This window comes from Streptomyces sp. NPDC054765 (genome assembly GCF_053612065.1).
The window spans coordinates 1-17556 of record NZ_JBSHBP010000041.1 but is presented as its reverse complement, the minus strand read 5'-3'; the positions used below and the strand labels follow the sequence as shown (position 1 = coordinate 17556).

The 17556-nt window shown below is 69.7% G+C and carries 14 protein-coding genes and 3 pseudogenes; 7 read left to right on the top strand and 10 right to left on the bottom strand.

What is annotated here, in order from left to right; all coding sequences use genetic code 11:
- Positions 1–14: 14 nt before the first annotated feature.
- Positions 15–746, bottom strand: a complete 732-nt coding sequence (locus tag ACWGJY_RS24225) for a class I SAM-dependent methyltransferase (RefSeq protein WP_453262931.1) — start codon at positions 744–746, stop codon at positions 15–17.
- A gap of 351 nt (positions 747–1097) precedes the next feature.
- Between ACWGJY_RS24225 and rho the strand changes: the two genes are divergently transcribed.
- Complete coding sequence (gene rho / locus ACWGJY_RS24220) at positions 1098–2324, top strand: transcription termination factor Rho (RefSeq protein WP_453262930.1); 1227 nt, start codon at positions 1098–1100, stop codon at positions 2322–2324.
- A gap of 223 nt (positions 2325–2547) precedes the next feature.
- On the opposite strand, the gene ACWGJY_RS24215 is transcribed toward rho, so the two are convergent.
- The gene (locus ACWGJY_RS24215) at positions 2548–2778 is read right to left on the bottom strand and encodes a chaplin (protein WP_453262929.1); all 231 of its coding nucleotides are present in this window, start codon (positions 2776–2778) and stop codon (positions 2548–2550) included.
- A 212-nt stretch (positions 2779–2990) separates the two neighbouring features.
- Positions 2991–3278 (bottom strand): annotated as a pseudogene (locus ACWGJY_RS24210) (allantoin permease); the annotation flags it as partial.
- A 159-nt stretch (positions 3279–3437) separates the two neighbouring features.
- Between ACWGJY_RS24210 and ACWGJY_RS24205 the strand changes: the two are divergent.
- Positions 3438–4832, top strand: a complete 1395-nt coding sequence (locus ACWGJY_RS24205) for a tetratricopeptide repeat protein (protein WP_453262928.1) — start codon at positions 3438–3440, stop codon at positions 4830–4832.
- On the opposite strand, the gene ACWGJY_RS24200 is transcribed toward ACWGJY_RS24205, so the two are convergent.
- Positions 4824–6188 (bottom strand): MFS transporter, encoded by a 1365-nt coding sequence (locus ACWGJY_RS24200; protein ID WP_453262927.1) that lies wholly within the window; start codon positions 6186–6188, stop codon positions 4824–4826. The two genes, ACWGJY_RS24205 and ACWGJY_RS24200, sit on opposite strands and share 9 nt — an antisense overlap.
- Before the next feature lie 226 nt (positions 6189–6414).
- Between ACWGJY_RS24200 and ACWGJY_RS24195 the strand changes: the two genes are divergently transcribed.
- The 4 genes from ACWGJY_RS24195 (at position 6415) to ACWGJY_RS24180 (ending at position 11586) form a co-directional block, all read left to right on the top strand.
- Positions 6415–7455 carry an NAD(P)-dependent alcohol dehydrogenase gene (locus ACWGJY_RS24195; RefSeq protein ID WP_453262926.1) on the top strand — a complete coding sequence of 347 codons (1041 nt, stop codon included), beginning with the start codon at positions 6415–6417 and terminating at the stop codon, positions 7453–7455.
- A gap of 38 nt (positions 7456–7493) precedes the next feature.
- Positions 7494–8282, top strand: coding sequence for a DeoR/GlpR family DNA-binding transcription regulator (locus ACWGJY_RS24190; RefSeq protein WP_453262925.1), 789 nt, complete (start codon positions 7494–7496; stop codon positions 8280–8282).
- Between the two features lie 263 nt (positions 8283–8545).
- A complete protein-coding gene (locus ACWGJY_RS24185) occupies positions 8546–9115 on the top strand; it encodes an AMIN-like domain-containing (lipo)protein (RefSeq protein WP_453262924.1) in 570 nt (189 codons plus the stop codon).
- 215 nt (positions 9116–9330) lie between these two features.
- Positions 9331–11586: a HelD family protein gene (locus ACWGJY_RS24180; protein ID WP_453262923.1), complete on the top strand. Its 2256-nt coding sequence runs from the start codon at positions 9331–9333 to the stop codon at positions 11584–11586.
- A gap of 139 nt (positions 11587–11725) precedes the next feature.
- On the opposite strand, the gene ACWGJY_RS24175 is transcribed toward ACWGJY_RS24180, so the two are convergent.
- Complete coding sequence (locus ACWGJY_RS24175) at positions 11726–12280, bottom strand: GNAT family N-acetyltransferase (protein WP_453262922.1); 555 nt, start codon at positions 12278–12280, stop codon at positions 11726–11728.
- A gap of 108 nt (positions 12281–12388) precedes the next feature.
- Here ACWGJY_RS24175 and ACWGJY_RS24170 point away from each other — a divergent pair, with 108 nt between their 5' ends.
- Positions 12389–13639, top strand: a complete 1251-nt coding sequence (locus ACWGJY_RS24170) for a GNAT family N-acetyltransferase (protein WP_453262921.1) — start codon at positions 12389–12391, stop codon at positions 13637–13639.
- 325 nt (positions 13640–13964) lie between these two features.
- Here the strand turns inward: ACWGJY_RS24170 and ACWGJY_RS24165 are convergent.
- The 5 genes and pseudogenes from ACWGJY_RS24165 to ACWGJY_RS24145 all read right to left on the bottom strand — a co-directional run.
- A pseudogene (locus tag ACWGJY_RS24165) lies at positions 13965–14207 on the bottom strand (transposase); the annotation flags it as partial.
- Positions 14128–14914 (bottom strand): annotated as a pseudogene (locus tag ACWGJY_RS24160) (recombinase family protein). The pseudogenes ACWGJY_RS24165 and ACWGJY_RS24160, both read right to left, overlap by 80 nt.
- 246 nt (positions 14915–15160) lie before the next feature.
- Positions 15161–15607, bottom strand: a complete 447-nt coding sequence (locus ACWGJY_RS24155; protein ID WP_453262920.1) for a DUF6262 family protein — start codon at positions 15605–15607, stop codon at positions 15161–15163.
- Positions 15597–17111, bottom strand: a complete 1515-nt coding sequence (locus ACWGJY_RS24150) for a tyrosine-type recombinase/integrase (RefSeq protein WP_453262919.1) — start codon at positions 17109–17111, stop codon at positions 15597–15599. The genes ACWGJY_RS24155 and ACWGJY_RS24150 overlap by 11 nt, the downstream gene beginning before the upstream one ends.
- Positions 17108–17455: a tyrosine-type recombinase/integrase gene (locus ACWGJY_RS24145; protein ID WP_453262982.1), complete on the bottom strand. Its 348-nt coding sequence runs from the start codon at positions 17453–17455 to the stop codon at positions 17108–17110. Before ACWGJY_RS24145 ends, ACWGJY_RS24150 begins: the two co-directional genes overlap by 4 nt.
- Positions 17456–17556: the final 101 nt, after the last annotated feature.

Genomic DNA, 17556 nt, shown 5'->3' with positions numbered 1-17556 from the left:
GGCCCACACACCGCTCAGGCGGCCCGGGTGGCCACCACCAGGCGGCACCGCGGGCTGCCGTCGGGGCGTCGGCCCAGCTCCGGCAGTGCGGACAACCGCACGTCGAACCCGGTACGCATCAGCTCCGTACGCACCTCGGCGAGCCGGAACGTCCGGTAGTACATGACGAAGCTCGGCCGCCACAGCGCGTTGCGGACCCGCATCGCCGTATCGAACGCCAGCAACGCCCAGTAGCCGCGCGACCCCGGCCGTGCAGGAGCCCCGACCGGGAAGACGAACCGGCCGCCGGGCCGCAGCACGGAGTGCACCTGCGCGAACAGCCCCGGCCGCTCCCGGGGCAGGAAATGCCCGAACGCACCGAAGCTCGCCACGAGGTCGAAGACCGGCCCGAAGGGAAGCGCCCGTGCGTCCGCGCGCACCCACTCGCCACGTGGCGCGCCCGCGGTCACCCGCTCATGGGCGCGGCCCTCGGCGAGCATTCCCGCGCTGAGGTCGACTCCGGTGACCCGTTCCCGGCACACCTGACGCAGCACGTCCATGCCCGCCCCGGTACCGCAGCACAGATCGAGGCCACTGCCGAACGGCCCGAGCCTCTGCAACGCCCGCGCCACGGGCGTCAGAACCGCCTCCGGGGTCCGGAACGGTGTGCGGTCGAATTTCGGCGCGAGCAGGTCATAGCCGTGCTCGACGGAGGACAGCGCCTGCACGGCGAGTTCACGGAAGGTGGGACCCTGAGGTGCGAACATTGCCCTCAGCATAGGACCGGTCCGCGCCCTCTCGCATCGGCCGCGCCGTGTGGTACCGTGCCGAAGGAAAGCACTTGTGCTAGCCGTAATTCCGGCCCCGGTGCTTTACTTTCCTCGGATTGCCTTTCGTACCGCTGTTGCGCCCGTCCTTCTCGACCGGCGAGCCGGCACCGACTGGTCAACACCCGCAGTGCAGCGATGCGGTATTTCTCCGTCTCGCCACCCCTTCTTTTCCGGCGCGGGCCTTCCTCGCCCGCCCGCGGGGCGTGATCTCACCGCCCTTCGCCCTTTCCTGCCGGATTTCCCTTCCTGAAACGACCCCTGTACGTACGAACCTCGCGAGAGGACACCATGACCACTGGCACTCACCTCGGCACACCTGCCGCGACCGTTTCCCGCCCTGTTTCCGGATCCGCGTCCCGCTCTGCCTCCCGCTCCCGGGAACAGTCCGCCGCCGCGACCTCGACGCACCTCACCGTGCCGGCAGCCGGAGTTCTGGATATCGCGAACCACCGGCAAGAATTCGGCTTTCTGCGCGGAGAGGGCTGCCTCGCCTCCTCCGACGATGTCAAGGTGCCCGCTGCATTGATCCGTAACGCGGGCTTGCGCAAAGGCGATTTCGTTGTAGGAACGTGCAGCCGGCCGCGCTCGCTCGGCCGGCTCGATTCGGTCAATGGACGCAGGCCGGACGCATTGCACGGGCGGCCGCATTTCCATGACCTCACGCCGCTGTATCCGCGGCACCGTATGCGTCTGGAAAGTGCGAACGGCGGGCCGGCGCCGCGTATCGTCGATCTGATCGCACCGGTCGGCAAGGGCCAACGAGGGCTGATTGTGGCACCACCGAAGACGGGGAAGACGGTGCTGCTGCAACAACTCGCCGCCGCCGTCGCCGAGAACCACCCCGCATCCCGGCTGATGGTCGTGCTGGTCGACGAACGGCCGGAGGAAGTCACCGATATGCGTCGTTCGGTGCGCGGCGAGGTGCTCGCCTCGACCTTCGACCGGCCGGCGAAGGAGCACATCGCACTGGCCGAACTGGCCGTGGAGCGCGCAAAGCGACTCGTCGAGGACGGTCAGGACGTGGTCCTCCTCCTCGACTCCCTCACCCGCTTGTGCCGGGCACACAACAACGCCGTCACTTCGGGCGGCCGGACGCTGAGCGGAGGCGTGGACGCCGCCGCGCTGCACGGCCCCAAGAAGCTCTTCGGCGCCGCACGTCTCGCGGAGGAAGGTGGTTCGCTGACCATCCTGGCCACGGCCCTGGTGGAGACCGGATCCCGGGCCGACGACTACTTCTTCGAGGAATTGAAGAGCACCGGCAATATGGAACTCCGTCTGGACCGTGCGCTCGCCGGCAAGCGGCTCTATCCAGCGGTCAACATCACCGCATCGGGCACCCGCCGCGAGGAACTGCTGCTGCCCGCAGCCGAGTTGTCGGCCGTGCGCCGACTGCGCCGCGCCCTCCGGGCCGGGGACGGGCAGACGAATATGGAGACGCTGCTCGACACGATCCGGCGTACGCCCGACAACGCGACGTTTCTGCGGCAGGTGCAGCACACCGCCCCGGGTGAATGAACGGCTTCCCTCGCCATGAGAGTGACGAGGGCCGGGGCGGCGGAGGGTGGGCCCGTGAAGGGCGAGGCAGGCATCTGCCCCTTGGCCCTACCCGCGCATCGGCCAACAGGTTCCGTGTCCCGGATGACGGCGGGAGAGGGGTCCCGGGAGCCGCTTCGGCCGGCGCGGGCCGGAAGGCGGCTGCACCGCCCCGACGCCCCTGCGCCGACCGGCCGTCAGCCGCTCAACAGGGGGTGCCGAAAGCGGGGTTGAGCAGCCCGATGATGCTGATGGTGTTGCCGCAGACGTTGACCGGAATATGGAGGGGGACCTGGATGGTGTTGCCGGACACGATGCCGGGGGAGCCGAGGGAAGCTGACTGGGCGCCACTGTCGGCGGTGGCCATGCCTGCCCCGCCGAGGAGGACGGCGCAGGCGCCCGCAGTCGCGAGGGCACTCTTGATCCGGTGAGCCATCGATCAGTCTCCTTAACTGGTGAAGGAACCGCGGCACATGGCGCTCCGGCACCCCGCAGGGCGCGGTGCGCCACGGCTGTGAGCCGCCCGTACACGGCTGTCGTTCCCCACCGGCCCCCGCTCCAGAGGCAACGGCCACGAAGAGCAGACTTTTAGGTGATATGGCTGTCTGTGTTGACCGCCGTCACCGCCGTAGTCGCCGCACCGCCGTATCAAGCAGGTATCGCTGCCGGCAGGACATGGGCGCCGGTCTTGTCGGTGCTCAGGCACAGGGAGCAGATCACCGCGTCATGGCGGCGGCAGGCGGCGAGGTCCGGGCGCTCGCACTCCTGTCGGCAGACATGGCGCTCGTACGGGGCCGCACTGGGGTTGCCGTCCGGGTCCAGCAGCGGAGCATCGATCCCGTCGGTGGTACGCCGCAGAGAGAACCGGCCCTTGGTCAGGACGGCCGTCAAAGGGGTGAGGACGAAGGCGATCAGTGCTGCCGCGACAGGTGAGTACGAGGGCGTAATGAGTGATTTCGCCGTGACTCCGGCTGCAGAGCGGGTAGGGATGGTGCGGCCGATGGCGGAGCGGCCCCGGACCGCAACCGGGCGATCGCGTCGCCGGCCGCTTTCACCTCGTCCACCCCAACCCCCTACGTACCCGCAGGAGTCACCATGACAGCGGACCGACACGGTCACCTGATGAGCGATACCGGCGTCGAGGCCCGTGCCCACTACGAGCAGGCCCTGGACGACCTGCTGTTCTTCCGGCCCCGGGTCGCGGAGACGGCGCAGGCGGTACTGGACGCCTCGCCGCGCTCGGTGATGGGGCAGGTGCTGGCCGCCTATCTGGGGGTGCTGGGGACCGAGGAGACGGACGCGGCCGTGGCCCGGGACCGCTTCATCCGCTTCCGCTGCGGCCTGGACGCCGAGGCGCTGTCGTCCCGGGAACGTATGCATCTCGCCGCCGCAACGGCATGGCTGGACGGTGACCTGCACGGTGCCGGCCGCCTCCTCGGCGACCTGACCATCGCCTTCCCGCGCGATGTGCTGGCGCTCTTCGCAGGCCACCAGCACGACTTCCTCACCGGGGATGCCCAGCGCCTCCGGGACCGCGTCGGCGGAGCCCTGGACGCCTGGGACGAGGACGACCCCCACCGTGGGCCGCTGCTCGGCATGTATGCGTTCGGCCTGGAGGAGTCGGGCCATTACGAACGTGCAGAGGAGGTCGGCCTGGCGGCCCTCGCGCAGCATCCCGGCGACGTATGGGGCATCCACAGCGTCGTGCACACCTACGAGATGCGGGGGCGCTTCACGGACGGGATCCGCTTTCTCGACGCCCGCACGGACGACTGGGCCCGCGACAGCCTGCTCACTGTCCACAACTGGTGGCACTACGCCCTCTACACACTGGAACTCGGCGACACCGCGCGGGTCCTGGAGATCTACGACGCCTCGCTCCACCACGACGGTACGGCGGGTATGGCGATGGAACTGCTGGACTCCGCCGCCCTGTTGTGGCGGCTGTACCTGGCACAGGAGGAACAGAGCGCACGGTGGGCCCGGCTCGCCGACGCCTGGGAGAGCCGCCACGACGGCCCGCACTACGCCTTCAACGACGCACACGCGGTCATGGCCTATGTAGGGGCGGGCCGCATCGACCGGGCACAGCGCCTGGTCCGGGACCGGGAGGACTGGCTGGCGGCGGAGCCCGGTGTGTCCAACCGTGCCATGACGGCCGGGATCGGACTGCCTGTCTGCCGCGCGCTGATCGCGTACGGCCGCCAGGACTACGGCCGGGCCGTCGAGCTGCTGCTCCCCGTCCGCCACCGTCTGAACACCTTCGGCGGCAGTCACGCCCAACGGGACGCGATCCAGCGGACCCTGGTCGAGGCCGCCATCCGCGCGGGCCGCACCGATCTGGCGCGGGCCCTGCTCAGCGAACGTATCCAGCTGCGTCCGGTCTGTCCGTACAACTGGTCGGCCAAGGCCCGGCTGGAGGAACAGCTCGGCGACCCGGCGCGCGCGGCGGCCGCCCGTGCACGCGCGGCCGCGCAGGCGTCAGTGTGAGTGCTGCGCGGGTCGGTGATGTCCGGCGCGAAGGCCCGCGTCGTCGACGGCCGGTGGAGCGTCGGGCGAGGTGAACTCCGGGTCGGGTGTCAGGAATCGGATGGCGAAGGCGGTGGCGAGGTGCAGGGTGGCGAAGATCCAGACGATGCCCTCGACACCGACCGGGCCCAGGGCGAGCGCGACGATGGCGGGGCCGGCGAAGGTGCTCGCGCCGGCGCCGAGATTGAGCGCGGACATGGCTTGCCCCTTGTGGCGTGGCGCCAGCGCGGGGACCAGTGCCGAGATCGGTACGTAGCCCGCCAGGGCGATGCCGTAGAGGGCGGCGGCCGGCGCGACGGCGGCGAAGTGCGGGCCGGTCACGACCGGTACGTAGTACAGCGCCAGACAGGTCACCGCGCAGGCCACGGCGCCGAACCAGGTCATGGTGCGCTGCCATCCGAGGCGGTCGCCGACGGCTCCGAAGAACAGGTTGGCGAAGATGTTCGCGGCGAACATCACGCTGAGCAGGCGCAGCCAGGCCGAGGTGCTGAAGCCGACCGTCTCGGTGAAGAAGAACGGCAGGCAGACCAGGAAACCGAACTGGGAACCGGTGCTGAAGACGCGCACCGCGGCTCCGATGGCCACCCGCGGACGGCGCCGCATGATCGAGACACTGCCGGCCAGTGTGGCGAGCGGTTGCCCGCCGGCCGGAGCGAGTGCGGACCGGCCGGTGGGCTCGCGCACCAGCAGCAGGGCGAGCAGCCCGCCGAGGGCCACCAGGCCGAGCGCGTACCACAGGGTGTGGTAGGCGCCGACCAGCGGGATCGTGGTGCCGGCGACCAGTGAACCGAGGGTCGGCAGACCGCCGGTGAAGGCGAACCAGTACCAGCCGACCGCTGTTCCCAGTCGCTGCGGCGGGGTCGCCGCGGTGACCCACACCAGGAACCCGTAGGCGAACAAGGGGTATCCGAATCCGCGCAGCCCGTAGATGAGCAGCAGCAGCCAGTAGTTCATGGCCGGCAATGCCACCGTCAGCATGAGCAGCTGGAAGACGAGCCAGATGGCGAAACCGGCCGTCATCACCCGCCGCGGTCCCCACAGGTCCGAGAGGGCTCCCGAGAGCCAGGAGCCGACGGCGACCGTGATGCCGTAGACGGCGATGACCACCGCGGCATCGGCCTTGGCCATGCCCTGGTCGGCCAGGTACTTCGAGAAGAACCCGGTCTCCACGCCGTCGCCGGTCATGAACAGCAGGACTCCCACGAAGCCCCAGGCGAGAGCCGGGGGTATGCCCAGGCGGGCGGAGCGGGAAGGGCCGCGGCCGGCCGCCGGGGGACCGGTGACCGGGGCCGGCCGGGGGTGAGCGGAGCTGCGCATGGACTCTCCAGGGGCTGGTCTTGATCGGGTGAGCGAGGAGGGAGGGGCGCACCGCCGTATGCGGAGGCGGACGGTGGACCGGCGCAAGTCTTCTCGCATTTTGTGCGAAGTCAAGACTCATCTGATAAAAAAGAAGCGGTACCGCCGAAACCAAGGGGCGCGCACCGGTCCGGAGCCGATCGCGCCATGCCCCGTCCCCGCACACCGAGGGAGCCGTGAGCCCGCCATGACCGCTACATCCGGGATTCCCGCCACCATGCGTGCCGCCGTACTGCACGGACCCGGTCAGCTGAGCATCGAGGAACGCCCCGTTCCCGCCCCCGGCCCGGGAGAGGTCCTGGTCCGGGTCGAGGCGGTCGGGACCTGCGGTTCGGATGTGCACTACTACCGTCACGGACGCATCGGCGACTTCGTCGTGCGCGAGCCGCTCGTGCTGGGGCACGAGGCAGCCGGCACCGTGGTCGCCTGTGGTCCCGGGGCCGATCCGCGCCGGATGGGCCGGCGTGTCTCCATTGAGCCCGGTACGCCCTGTGGCCGCTGCGGCGAATGCCGTCCGGGCCGCTACAACCTCTGCCCGGACATGCGATTTCTCGCCACGCCGCCGGTCGACGGCGCCTTCTGCGAATACCTGGCCGTGCACCAGGACTTCGCCCACGAGGTCCCCGAATCCCTCACCGTCGAGGAGGCGGCCCTGCTGGAGCCGCTGTCCGTGGCGGTCTGGGCCTGCCGCAAGGCCCGCGTCGCCCCCGGTGACCGCGTTCTGATCACCGGCGCCGGGCCCATCGGCCTGGTCGCCGCCCAGACGGCACGAGCCTTCGGCGCACGGGAAGTGCTGGTCACCGATGTCCTCCCGCACCGTCTCGAACTCGCCAGGGCCACCGGCGCCACCGCCGTCGATGTCTCCCGCACCCCGCTGCCCGAGGCGGCGTACACGCCCACCGTCCTGCTGGAGTGCTCCGGCGTTCCCGCGGTGAGCGGCGAGGCGATCCGTACCGTGGGCCGGGCCGGCCGGGTGGTGCTCATCGGGATGGGCGGCGCCGAGGTGCCGCTGCCCGTGAGCCGGGTCCAGAACTACGAACTGGAGGTGACGGGCACCTTCCGCTACGCCCACACCTGGCCCGCCGCGATGGCCCTGGTGGAGTCCGGAAGGGTCCGGCTCGACTCCCTGGTCTCGCACGGTTACGGTCTTGCCGAGGCCGAGTGCGCACTGACCGTCGCCACCCACGACGCGACCGCCGTAAAGGCCGTCATCTACCCGCAGCGGTAGGCGCACTGCCGCTGTCCGACCGGAAAGGGGCGGCCCCGATGGCTTCCACACGGTCGTCGCTGGCCGAGGTCGACCGGCGACGGCAGGACGTACTGGCGCACGTCGTCGAGCACGGAGAAGTACGTATCGACGACCTGGCCAGACGCTTCGGGGTCAGCCTCGCGACCATGCACCGCGATCTGGACCAGCTCGCCGAACGCCGGCTGCTGCGCAAGGAACGCGGCCGGGCCGCGCCGTTCCCGACCCTCACCATGGAGACCGCAACCCGCTTCCGCATCGGTGTGAACCGCCCGGTGAAGGAGACGCTGTGTGCCGCCGTCGCCGACGAGATCCGGCCCGGAAGCACCGTCGTGCTGGACGACTCGACGACGGTCTTCCCGCTCGCGGCCCGTATCGCGCGGACCGAAGCGGTCACCGTGGTCACCAACTCCCTCGGTGTGGCCCGGCTGTTCGACGAGACACCGGGGGCCGACGTCACCCTCCTCGGCGGCCGCTACCGGGGCGAGTTCGGCTCCTGCATCGGCCCCGAGGTGCTGCGTGCCCTCGGCCGTCTCCACGCCGACCTCGCGGTGATGTCGGCGGTGTCCGTTCTCGGTGGCCGGCTCTTCCACCCGATACGCGATTACGCCGAGATCAAGGAAGCCATGCTGGACTGCGCACAGCGGTCACTGCTGCTGGTGGACCACACCAAGTTCGGCAAGACCGCCACCCACGCCTACAGCGACATCGCCCGCTACGACCGGGTCGTCACCGACGACGGCGCGCCGGCCGGGGAACTGGCCGAACTGCGCCGCCGGGGCGTGACGGTCGACGTGGTCGACAGCTGACGGCGCGCCGTGGCGCCGCACCGCCCGGCCGTGCCGGGTCGCCGGCCGGCCGGCCGGCAGGAGAAGGGCCAGGGGAGCGATCGTCGAATGAACCAGGGGTGGCGGCGGGACAGCCGGCCCGGAGCATCCCGGATCGTCAACACGTCCGATTTCGCGACAACGTGGCCCTGCCGTCGGCCAAAAGCCCGCGGACGGACAACGCCGCAGCGCGCTCGTCCGTCCTTCCGCACGCATCCGCATTCACTCTTCTCTGGAGGTAATTCATGCGACGGTTGGGGACAGTGGCCACGGCGTTCGTGCTGGCGGCCGTCGGGGTGGCGGGCACGGCCGGGGTGGCCGGCGCCGCCACCGGCCCGGCGGGCAAGGCCCCCTCGGCCTGCTCGACCCTCTGGGGCAGCGGCGACAAGTCGGCGACGGACTCGGACGCCACGCCGTTGAAGAACATCAGGACCAGCCACACCGCGTGCTATGACCGGATGGTCTTCGACCTCGCCGGCAGCACCGGCAAGATCGGCTACCACGCCGGCTATGTCGATGCGTTCCACCAGGACGGCTCGGGCGAGCGCATACCCGTCAACGGCGGCGCCATCCTGCAGATCTTTGTGTCCGCGCCCAGCTACGACCCGGCGACCGGCAAGCGGACCTATGCCGGGACGGCGGGCAAGGCGCTGCCGGGGGTGAACCTCACCGGCTACAGGACGTTCCAGGACACCAAGTTCGGGGCGAGCTTCGAGGGGCAGACCCAGGTCGGCCTGGGCGTGCGCGCCAAGATGCCGTTCCGGGTGCTCCAGTCCGGTCAGCAGCTGATCGTGGACGTCGCCCACACGTGGTGACCCGGCACCTTGCCGGCCGCCCGGCGCGGCGTTGCGGTAAGGCGTGAGCTGACCGTCCCGGCTCTCAGGTAAAAACGCTTGCCGCACACAGAGAAATACCCCGGACCGCATTGGCGGCCGGGGTATTTCTCTGTGTATATTGAGGGCTTCTATGTCTTCCTGAATTCGGGAAGCAAGCCCAACTTCATTTCGAACTGTATCCGAGCGGAGCTGAATTGTCAAACGAGGAATTGCGGCGCGAGCAGGAATTCATTGATCTGCTCCATCAACGCCTCGCCGAACTACGGACCGGCGCCGAGCGGGCGGTCAACGAAGCTCTGCCGCTGGGTGGGACCAACGCCCAGGCGCGGCTGGAGCGCGACGTGCTGGTGGCCGAACACTCGGGTCTGCTGGCCGCTTTCGACGCCGGCGAGAACGGCCTGTGCTTCGGGCGGCTGGTATTCCGGGACGGCCGCGACCACCACATCGGCCGCATCGGAATCCGGCGCGACGACGCGGAGCGCACCCCGCTCGTCGTCGACTGGCGGGCCGACGTGGCCCGCCCGTTCTACCTCGCCACCGGGCACACTCCGATGGGGCTGCGCCGCAGGCGTCACCTCACGTCCGAGGGCCGGCGGGTCACCGCCCTCCATGACGAGATCCTCGACCTCGACGACACCGAACGCACCGGACACGAGGGTGCCGACGCGGACGCCGTGCTGCTGGCCGCACTGGACACGGCGCGCACCGGACGGATGCACGACATCGTGCAGACCATCCAGGCCGAGCAGGACGGGATCATCCGCGCCCCGCACCGCGGAGTCCTCGTCGTGGAAGGCGGCCCCGGCACCGGCAAGACCGTCGTTGCGCTGCACCGCGCCGCGTATCTGCTCTATGCGCACCGTGAACTGCTGGCCCGCCGCGCCGTGCTGATCGTCGGGCCCAACCCCGCATTCCTCAGCTATATCGAGGAGGTGCTGCCCGCGCTCGGTGAGACGGGCGTCCTGCTCGCCACACCCGCTGAGCTCTTCCCGGGCGTGACGGCGACCGCAACCGACAGCGCCGAAGCCGCCGGGGTCAAGGGGAGCGCGGCGATGGCGGACGCCCTGGCACGCTACGTACAGGACCGGCAGACCCTGCCCGGCCCAGTGATCGTCATCGACCACGAGGACGGTGAACTGCGGCTGGACGCCGACACGGCGCACGAGGCGCGGCGCCTCGCCCGCGAGACCAAGCTGCCGCACAACCTCGCCCGTCCCCACTTCGCGTTCCGCATCATCGACGCACTCACCGGGCAACTGGCCGACCGGATCGGCGCGGACCCCTTCGGCGGGCCGAATTTCCTCGGGCCCGACGACCTCGCCCAGCTCGGCAAGGCGATCGCGACCAGTCCCGAAGTGCACCACGCCATCGAGGAGTTGTGGCCCCACCTCACCCCGCAGCGGCTGGTGGCCGACTTCCTCGCCGCTCCCGCCCACCTCCCGGCGGCCGACGCGGACGTGATCCGCCGGACGGACGGCGAATGGACCCCCGCGGACATTCCCCTGCTGGACGAGGCCGCCGAACTCCTGGGCGAGGACGACTCCGCGGCCCGCGCCGCCGCGGAGGCCGGACGCCAGGAGCGGATCGCCTACGCCCAGGGCGTGCTCGACCTTTCCTACGGCTCTCGCACCCAGGAGTTCGAGGACCGTGACGACGACGACTCGGAGGTGCTGGCCGCCCACGACCTGGTGGACGCGGAACGGCTCGCCGACCGGCACGAGGAGGCCGACCACCGCACCGCCGCCGAACGCGCCGCGGCCGACCGTACCTGGGCGTTCGGCCACCTCATCGTGGACGAGGCACAGGAGCTGTCCGTGATGATGTGGCGCTTGCTGATGCGCCGCTGCCCCACCCGCTCCATGACCCTGGTCGGCGACCCGGCACAGACCGCCGAGCCGGGCGGCTGCGGTTCATGGGAGACCGTCCTCGCGCCGTACGTCGGGGACCGATGGGAGCACGTCAGGCTCGGCGTCAACTACCGCACGCCGGCCGAGATCATGGAGTTCGCGGCACAGGTGCCCCGGTCCGCGGACCCCTCGTTCGAACCGCCGCGCTCGATCCGCTCCACCGGCGTACCCCCCTGGGCATACCGCACCGACGACCTCGCTCGCGCAGTCGCCGAGGCCGTCGCACGGGAGACCCATGAGGAAGGCCGGCTGGCGGTGATCGCCCCGCGCTCCCACCACGAGGCCCTCTCCGCCGCCCTCCCGACCGCCTCCGCCGGCCCCTCCCCGGATCTGACCAGCCCGGTGGTGCTGATCGACCCACGGCAGGCCAAGGGCCTGGAATTCGACACGGTGATCGTGGTGGAACCGGCGGAACTCGGAGCCAGCGACCTCTACGTCGCACTCACCCGGGCGACGCAACGACTGGGCGTCATACACACGGCGCCGCTGCCGCCCGGACTGGAAGCGCTGCCGACACCGGTCACCGCCCCCGCAGGGCGGTGACCGCACGCCACCGGGGCGCCGTACGGAAACAAGCGGCGCCCCGGTGCGGAACGAGTATGGCGAGCCGTCAGGTGAGGTGCGAGGAACCGTCAGGTTCGGTGCCGGGCTTCGCCCGTGAACGCCACCGCGCCGTCCGGCCTTATGGATGCTTCATGCTCCGTTGCTCCTCGGCGGAGATCCGGTACACCACGCTCCGACGCAGCGGGCCGTCGGGCACGGCAGGATCATCGAAGTCGTCGACAGGGTTGCGGGTCATACCGATGCGGCGCATCACCGCCTGTGAGCGGAGGTTGGTGGCGGTGGTCACCGCCAGGATCTCCGGCAGGCCGAGGGCGGTGAAGCCGAAGGCCAAGGCGGCCTCGGCAGCTTCCGTGGCGTAACCGTGCCCCCAGGCCTGCCGGGCCAGACGCCAGCCGGCCTCCACTCCGGTGAACGGCATGGCCTCCTCCACCGGATCCAGCCCGGTGAACCCGATGAACTCGCCGCCGGTGCGCACCTCGACCGCCCACCACCCCCAGCCGCGCGCATCGAGATCCGCCTGGAACCGAGCGACGGACGCCTCGCTCTGCTCCCGCGTGAGCACCTCCGGGAAGTGCGCACGGACCTCGGGATCGGCATTCATCGCCGCCCAGGGAGCAAGGTCGGACTCCCGCCATTCACGCAACAGCAGACGCTCGGTTCGCAGTTCAGTCATCGCGCCAACCTAACCGGTGCACGTTCAGGAGACGATCGCATATCGCATATCGCATATCGGCCGGTTAATTCGATCGCGTGGCGCCGCGACGTTCGCTACACAGAAGCGGTGACTGATCCTTACCCGCTCCGCCCCCTGACCGATGGCGAGTTCGCGCCGTGGGCCCGCATGATCGCCAACACCTACGGCGACGACCGGACCGACGAGGAACTGGCCGACGAGCGCACCATGATGGAACTGGATCGCACGATCGCCGCGTTCGACGGAGACCTCCCCGTCGGCGGCGCCGCGGCCTACACCCGCTCGCTGACCGTCCCCGGGGCTGTACTCCCGGTTGCGGGCGTCACCTGGGTCGGTGTTGCCCCCACCCACCGGCGCCGCGGCATCCTTACCGCGATGATGCGCAAACAGCTCACCGAACTGCACGATTCCTGCGGTGAGCCGATTGCAGCGCTCCGCCCCGCCGAAGCCGGCATCTACGGCCGCTTCGGTTACGGACCCGCCACGCGCGGGGCTCAGCTGCGGTGCGAAAAGCGCTCTATGGTCTTCCGGCCCGGGACGGCATTCGGGGACGGGACCATTCACCTCTTGGGCCGTGACGAAGCCCGTCCGTTGATCGAGAAGGTCTACGACCGAGCCCGTATCGGCGCAGTCGGCCGGCCCGACCGGAACGACCGCTCCTGGAACAGCCGCCTGTTCGACGAGCCGCAGGCGCGCGGGGGTGCGACCTCACTGCGCTTCGCCGTGCACCGGGATTCGGGCGGCCAAGCCACCGGGTACGCGCTCTACCGGATGAAGAGCGAACTCGACATCTTCGGCAACAGCAAAAGCGCAGTAGAGGTCGTGGAGTTCACCACGGTCTGCCGCCAGGCGTACGCCGCGCTGTGGCGCTATCTCGCCGGCATCGACCTCGTGCCATGGATCGAGTACGAGGCGGCGGTCGACGAGCCGCTGCCTCACCTGCTGACCGATCCCCGTGCGGTGCGCTCCGCGCAAGTGGACCGGCTGTGGGTGCGCCTGGTCGATGTCGACCGGGCCCTGGCGGGGCGCCGTTATGCGACGCCGCTGGACCTCGTCCTGGATGTGGAGGACCGCTTCTGCCCCTGGAACACCGGGCGCTACCGGCTGCAGGCCGACGGCGGCACGGCCACCTGCGAGCGCACCCGTGACCCTGCCGACCTCCAGCTGACCTCGATCGAGCTGGGCGCGGCCTTCCTCGGCGGTACGACGCTGGCCTCCCTCGCGGCCGCGGGACACGTCAACGAACTGCAGCCGGGCGCCCTGGCCCGCGCGACGAGCGCCTTCCGCGCAGACCGGGAACCGTTCTACCCCGGAGGCTGGGCGTTTCCCGCCTACTGAGGCTGCTTGATGGTGTCCTCCCGTGCCCTCCGGTACACGGGGCGGAAAGCTGGGCCCGTCCACGCCGCAACGCCGGCTCCGGCGGGCCCGGTTGCCGTTCCTGCGCCGGCGGGTTACTTGACCGAACCCGCCATGATTCCCTGCACGAAATGCCGTTGGAAGGCTTAACCTCCCTGTTTCGCTTCGAGTGGCTGCAATGGTTTGGTGCGGTGGGCGATTTTGGTCAGTAGCCAGCGGCTGGGCATGGTGACGGCCCGACGCTCGGCCGGGTTCTGCGGGGTTCTCGGTCGTGGGTGGGCAGGGACGGTGGCGGTGGTCGGGTGGCTGGTCGGGGCAGGGCGTCCAGACGGGCGAATGCGCCGGTCAGTTCATGTCGCCAGGGCCAGGTGGTGGCGATCCGTAGTCGCAGGCGCCGTCCGCCGCGGGTGATGCGGGCGGCGGCGTGCAGGAGTCGGTAGCGGAGCTCCTTTGGTTCAGCGGTGGCCAGTTCACTGTCCAGCAGCAGGGTGCGGGTCCAGGCGAGCAGGTCGATGGCGGTCAGGGACAGCTCCAGCCATACGGTGTTGATGGGGGACGCCGCGAACGCCCGCACCCCGGAGCCCAACTGTCCCTGTTCGACCTGGACGAGGGAGCTCAGGGGCGGCGGCCTCCTCGGTGGCGGTGTGGTCGGGCAGGAGGTCGGCGGCGGCCGTGCGGATCGCGCCGCGGCTGACTCCGTGGTCGCGGGCGAGGGCGGCGATGGAGCGGCCCTCCAGGTACGCGGCGCGGACGTCGCCGGTCTTCGTGGCCGCCACGGCGGGGCGGCGCCCGCCCTTGCTGCCCTTGGCCTCGGCGGCGCGCAGTCCGTCGTAGGTCAGCTCGCGCTGGAGGTCGCGCTGGAGTTCGCCGGCGGCGGCGAGGGTCTGCACCATGAACTTCACGGTGGAGAGCAGTTCTCCGGTGCGCGGGTGGCGGGCGGTGAGGTCCATCGCGGAGAACGCGCCGTCGTGGATGCGCAGTGCTACCTGTTCGCGGTGCAGGACGTCGAGCACGTCGAGGATGTGTCCGGTGCCGCGGACGAGGCGGAACATCTCGGAGATGTGCACGGTGTCGCCCGGCCGCGTGCCTGAGGAGTTCGCGGAACTTCGGGCGCTGGAGGGGATGGAGGCGGCTGGAGGTGCCCGGGTCCTCCTCGAAGACGACCGGGTCCTCGATCCCGGCCTCGTGAAGGACGAGGTTCTGCCGGGCGGTGGACTGCTGGTCGGTCGAGACCCGCTTGTAGACCAGGTTCGCCACTCGGGGCCCCTTCCGTACGGAGGATCGGACCCAATCTGTCGTCAAACCCTGTCAGCAATCACCATCGGATCTGATGGGATTCGCGCCGCCGCGAACCCCCGGATTGCACGGGTTCACTGGACGCGTCGGCCGCCTGTCGGCAAACGATCGTTATCTTGAGCTTCGGAATGCTGTGCCTCGCTGACCTGGGGCTATGTGGTGAGGACAGCGTCCACGAGGCAGCTCACGAGGCTGGCCAGGGTCCTGTCAGCAGGGCCCGATCGTTGCCGAACCTCGACCTTGGCGGCGGGCCTCAGGGATGGGTGGGCTCTGGAGCCTGGCGGCGCGGAGGTCGCCGAGCGCGTGGGCGAGTTGCTCTCGGAGCTGGCGGTTCTCCTCGGTGAGGCGGCGGTTGCGTTCGTTGGCGGCCTCCAGGCGCCGGATGAGCGAACCGTCGGAGGCTCGCTGCCGGGCTGGAATCGGGTCGGCGGAGGCTCGCTGCCGTTCGGTCCGCAGGCGTTCGATCTCGGCTCGCAGGTCTGGCTGGGTGTAGAGCCAAGATCTTGAGACGCCGGCGGCACGGGCCACGCTGTCGAAGGTGACGGCTGTGCCCGCGGCATCGATCTCGCGTAGGGCCTTGATCGCCTTGGCGCGGGTGTACTCGTGGCGGTTGCCGGCCGCGGCGACGATATGGCGGGAGTTGTCAGCACGCATCAGTCACCTCCGCTCCGCCGGGATCTTCGTCGTCCTCCAGGGAAGTGATGATCCGGTCGAGGCTGCCGAGGGCCTGCTGGTTCATCTCGACGACGCGGAGCTGGCCGCGGGCCTCGGCCGCCGAGACAATCTGTAGGAGCTGTTGGCGCTGCTGCCGGTGCTGTGGCAGGAACTCCGGCGTTGTCACGAACATCGGGCACGTCAAGCAGGCATTGGCGTGCGGACAGCTCTTCTGCACCGGCAAGCCGCAGAAGCCGTTGGGCAGGGCCTGAGTGACGCGGCCAAGACGCTGTTTGGCCCAGGACGCCTCGGCCAACGGACCTTCGGGGTCGAGGGCGACGGCCTGGCCAGTGATGTCGACCTTGCGGGCCTGCTCCCAATGCCGACGGATTGTGGTGTCGCTCAGCCGGGCGTAACGCGCCGTCATCATGTGGGAGTCGTGGTCGAGTATCCGGCGCACGACTTCCTGCGGGACATCTCGGTTGATCAGCCGTGTTCCCAGTGTGTGACGGAACTGGTGAGGGGTGACCTTCACGAGGCGACCGTGTTCGTCACGGACGTCGCATGCCTTCAGCCACTGCTGCATCGCCCTCCGGTAGACGTTGTGGTCCGTAGGCTCGTGCCCGTCAGGATTCCTCAGGGATCGCGGGAAGAGCACCGGAGTGCCGTGTGGCCAGCGATCACGAAGGCGGCGCTGGTGATCCCGGATCTCGCGTTCAAGCTCTTCGTCGATGGGGACGAGCGCTTCACGTTTCATCTTGTGGTTCAGATAGCGCAGGTAGGGGGCCCCATCGGCGTCGTGGACGATGCAGTCGTGCGGCAGCCGAACCGTGTCGGTGATCCTCAGTCCGCAGCGCATCAGGATGAGCGTGACCAGCCGGTAGGCCGGGTTCTTCCACTGGTCCAGGTTCGAGGGCTGCTCCAACTGCGTCATCACCAATTCGCTCAGCGCCCGGGGCAGCCGCTCGTCGTAACGGGGAAAGTCCTCGGGGAAGAACACAGCGCTTGCGGGCAGGGTGTCGTTCCAGCGGTGCTGACGGATGGCCAGGAAAAAGAGATTGAGCTGTCCGATGAAGTTCCGGTGCACCGCTCGGCCCGCATAGTCGACGTGCAGTTGGGCGAGATACCTCTCCAGCAACGGCCGGTCGACCTGATCAAGGCGGACGACGCGGACCGCAGGCGATGCGAGGAACTGCGCGAAGTGGGTAATGGCTCGCGTGCCGGAGGCTGCCGACTCGGCGCCAAGCCCTGTGCTGAGCCGCCACCGGGCCCACGGCTTTGCCAAATCCTTCAGCCAGGGCTGTGGGATCCGGTCGAAGAGGATGTGGGCGATCTTGGCCTTGATCCCCAGTTCGCGTAGCCGCCAGACGTCCCGGTCGTACTCGATGTCCCAGACGTTTCGCCGAGTGGGTTCCTCGATGCGTTGCCCTGTGTGCAGCTGGAGCCTGGGGCGTTCGGGCCCCGCCTCTCCCGGGTCGGCGGGCAGGTGCGAGGTCTCGTTCACAGCCGTACCTCCGTACCGTCGAACCAGCCGACGGCCTCCAGCGCCTTCCGGGCGTCCTCGGCGGTGAGGTGCCCGTATGTCTCGGTCGTGGTGGTCAGGCTGACGTGTCCCAGCAATTTGCTGACAACCTCGACCGGGGTACCGCCTCGCAGCAGCCTGGTGGCGTAGGTGTGGCGGTACCAGTGCGGGTCAAAGGAGATGCCGGTCCTTCGACGGAGCCGTCTGACCAGGTCGTAGGCCGCCGCGTAGTTCATCGCGTGCCCGCGCGGGGCGGCCCAGAGGTTGACGAAGACGTAGTCGGAGTCGAGGTCGCCGTACTCGGTGTGCATGTAGTCGGCATACAGCCGGACTGGGCTTGATCCGCTTTGACGGACATCAGAGATCAGGGGTTCTGCCCCGGGAGGATGTCCATCATGGAGAGCATGGGGAAGAAGAAGCCTCGCCC

What these genes read in the sequence shown, in the direction of transcription:
- rho (WP_453262930.1), top strand. Translation starts at nt 1,098, where the DNA reads ATGACCACTGGCACTCACCTCGGCACACCTGCCGCGACCGTTTCCCGC.
- ACWGJY_RS24205 (WP_453262928.1), top strand. Translation starts at nt 3,438, where the DNA reads ATGACAGCGGACCGACACGGTCACCTGATGAGCGATACCGGCGTCGAG.
- ACWGJY_RS24175 (WP_453262922.1), bottom strand. Translation starts at nt 12,280, where the DNA reads ATGACTGAACTGCGAACCGAGCGTCTGCTGTTGCGTGAATGGCGGGAG.
- ACWGJY_RS24190 (WP_453262925.1), top strand. Translation starts at nt 7,494, where the DNA reads ATGGCTTCCACACGGTCGTCGCTGGCCGAGGTCGACCGGCGACGGCAG.
- ACWGJY_RS24195 (WP_453262926.1), top strand. Translation starts at nt 6,415, where the DNA reads ATGACCGCTACATCCGGGATTCCCGCCACCATGCGTGCCGCCGTACTG.
- ACWGJY_RS24185 (WP_453262924.1), top strand. Translation starts at nt 8,546, where the DNA reads ATGCGACGGTTGGGGACAGTGGCCACGGCGTTCGTGCTGGCGGCCGTC.
- ACWGJY_RS24200 (WP_453262927.1), bottom strand. Translation starts at nt 6,188, where the DNA reads ATGCGCAGCTCCGCTCACCCCCGGCCGGCCCCGGTCACCGGTCCCCCG.
- ACWGJY_RS24215 (WP_453262929.1), bottom strand. Translation starts at nt 2,778, where the DNA reads ATGGCTCACCGGATCAAGAGTGCCCTCGCGACTGCGGGCGCCTGCGCC.
- ACWGJY_RS24155 (WP_453262920.1), bottom strand. Translation starts at nt 15,607, where the DNA reads ATGCGTGCTGACAACTCCCGCCATATCGTCGCCGCGGCCGGCAACCGC.
- ACWGJY_RS24225 (WP_453262931.1), bottom strand. Translation starts at nt 746, where the DNA reads ATGTTCGCACCTCAGGGTCCCACCTTCCGTGAACTCGCCGTGCAGGCG.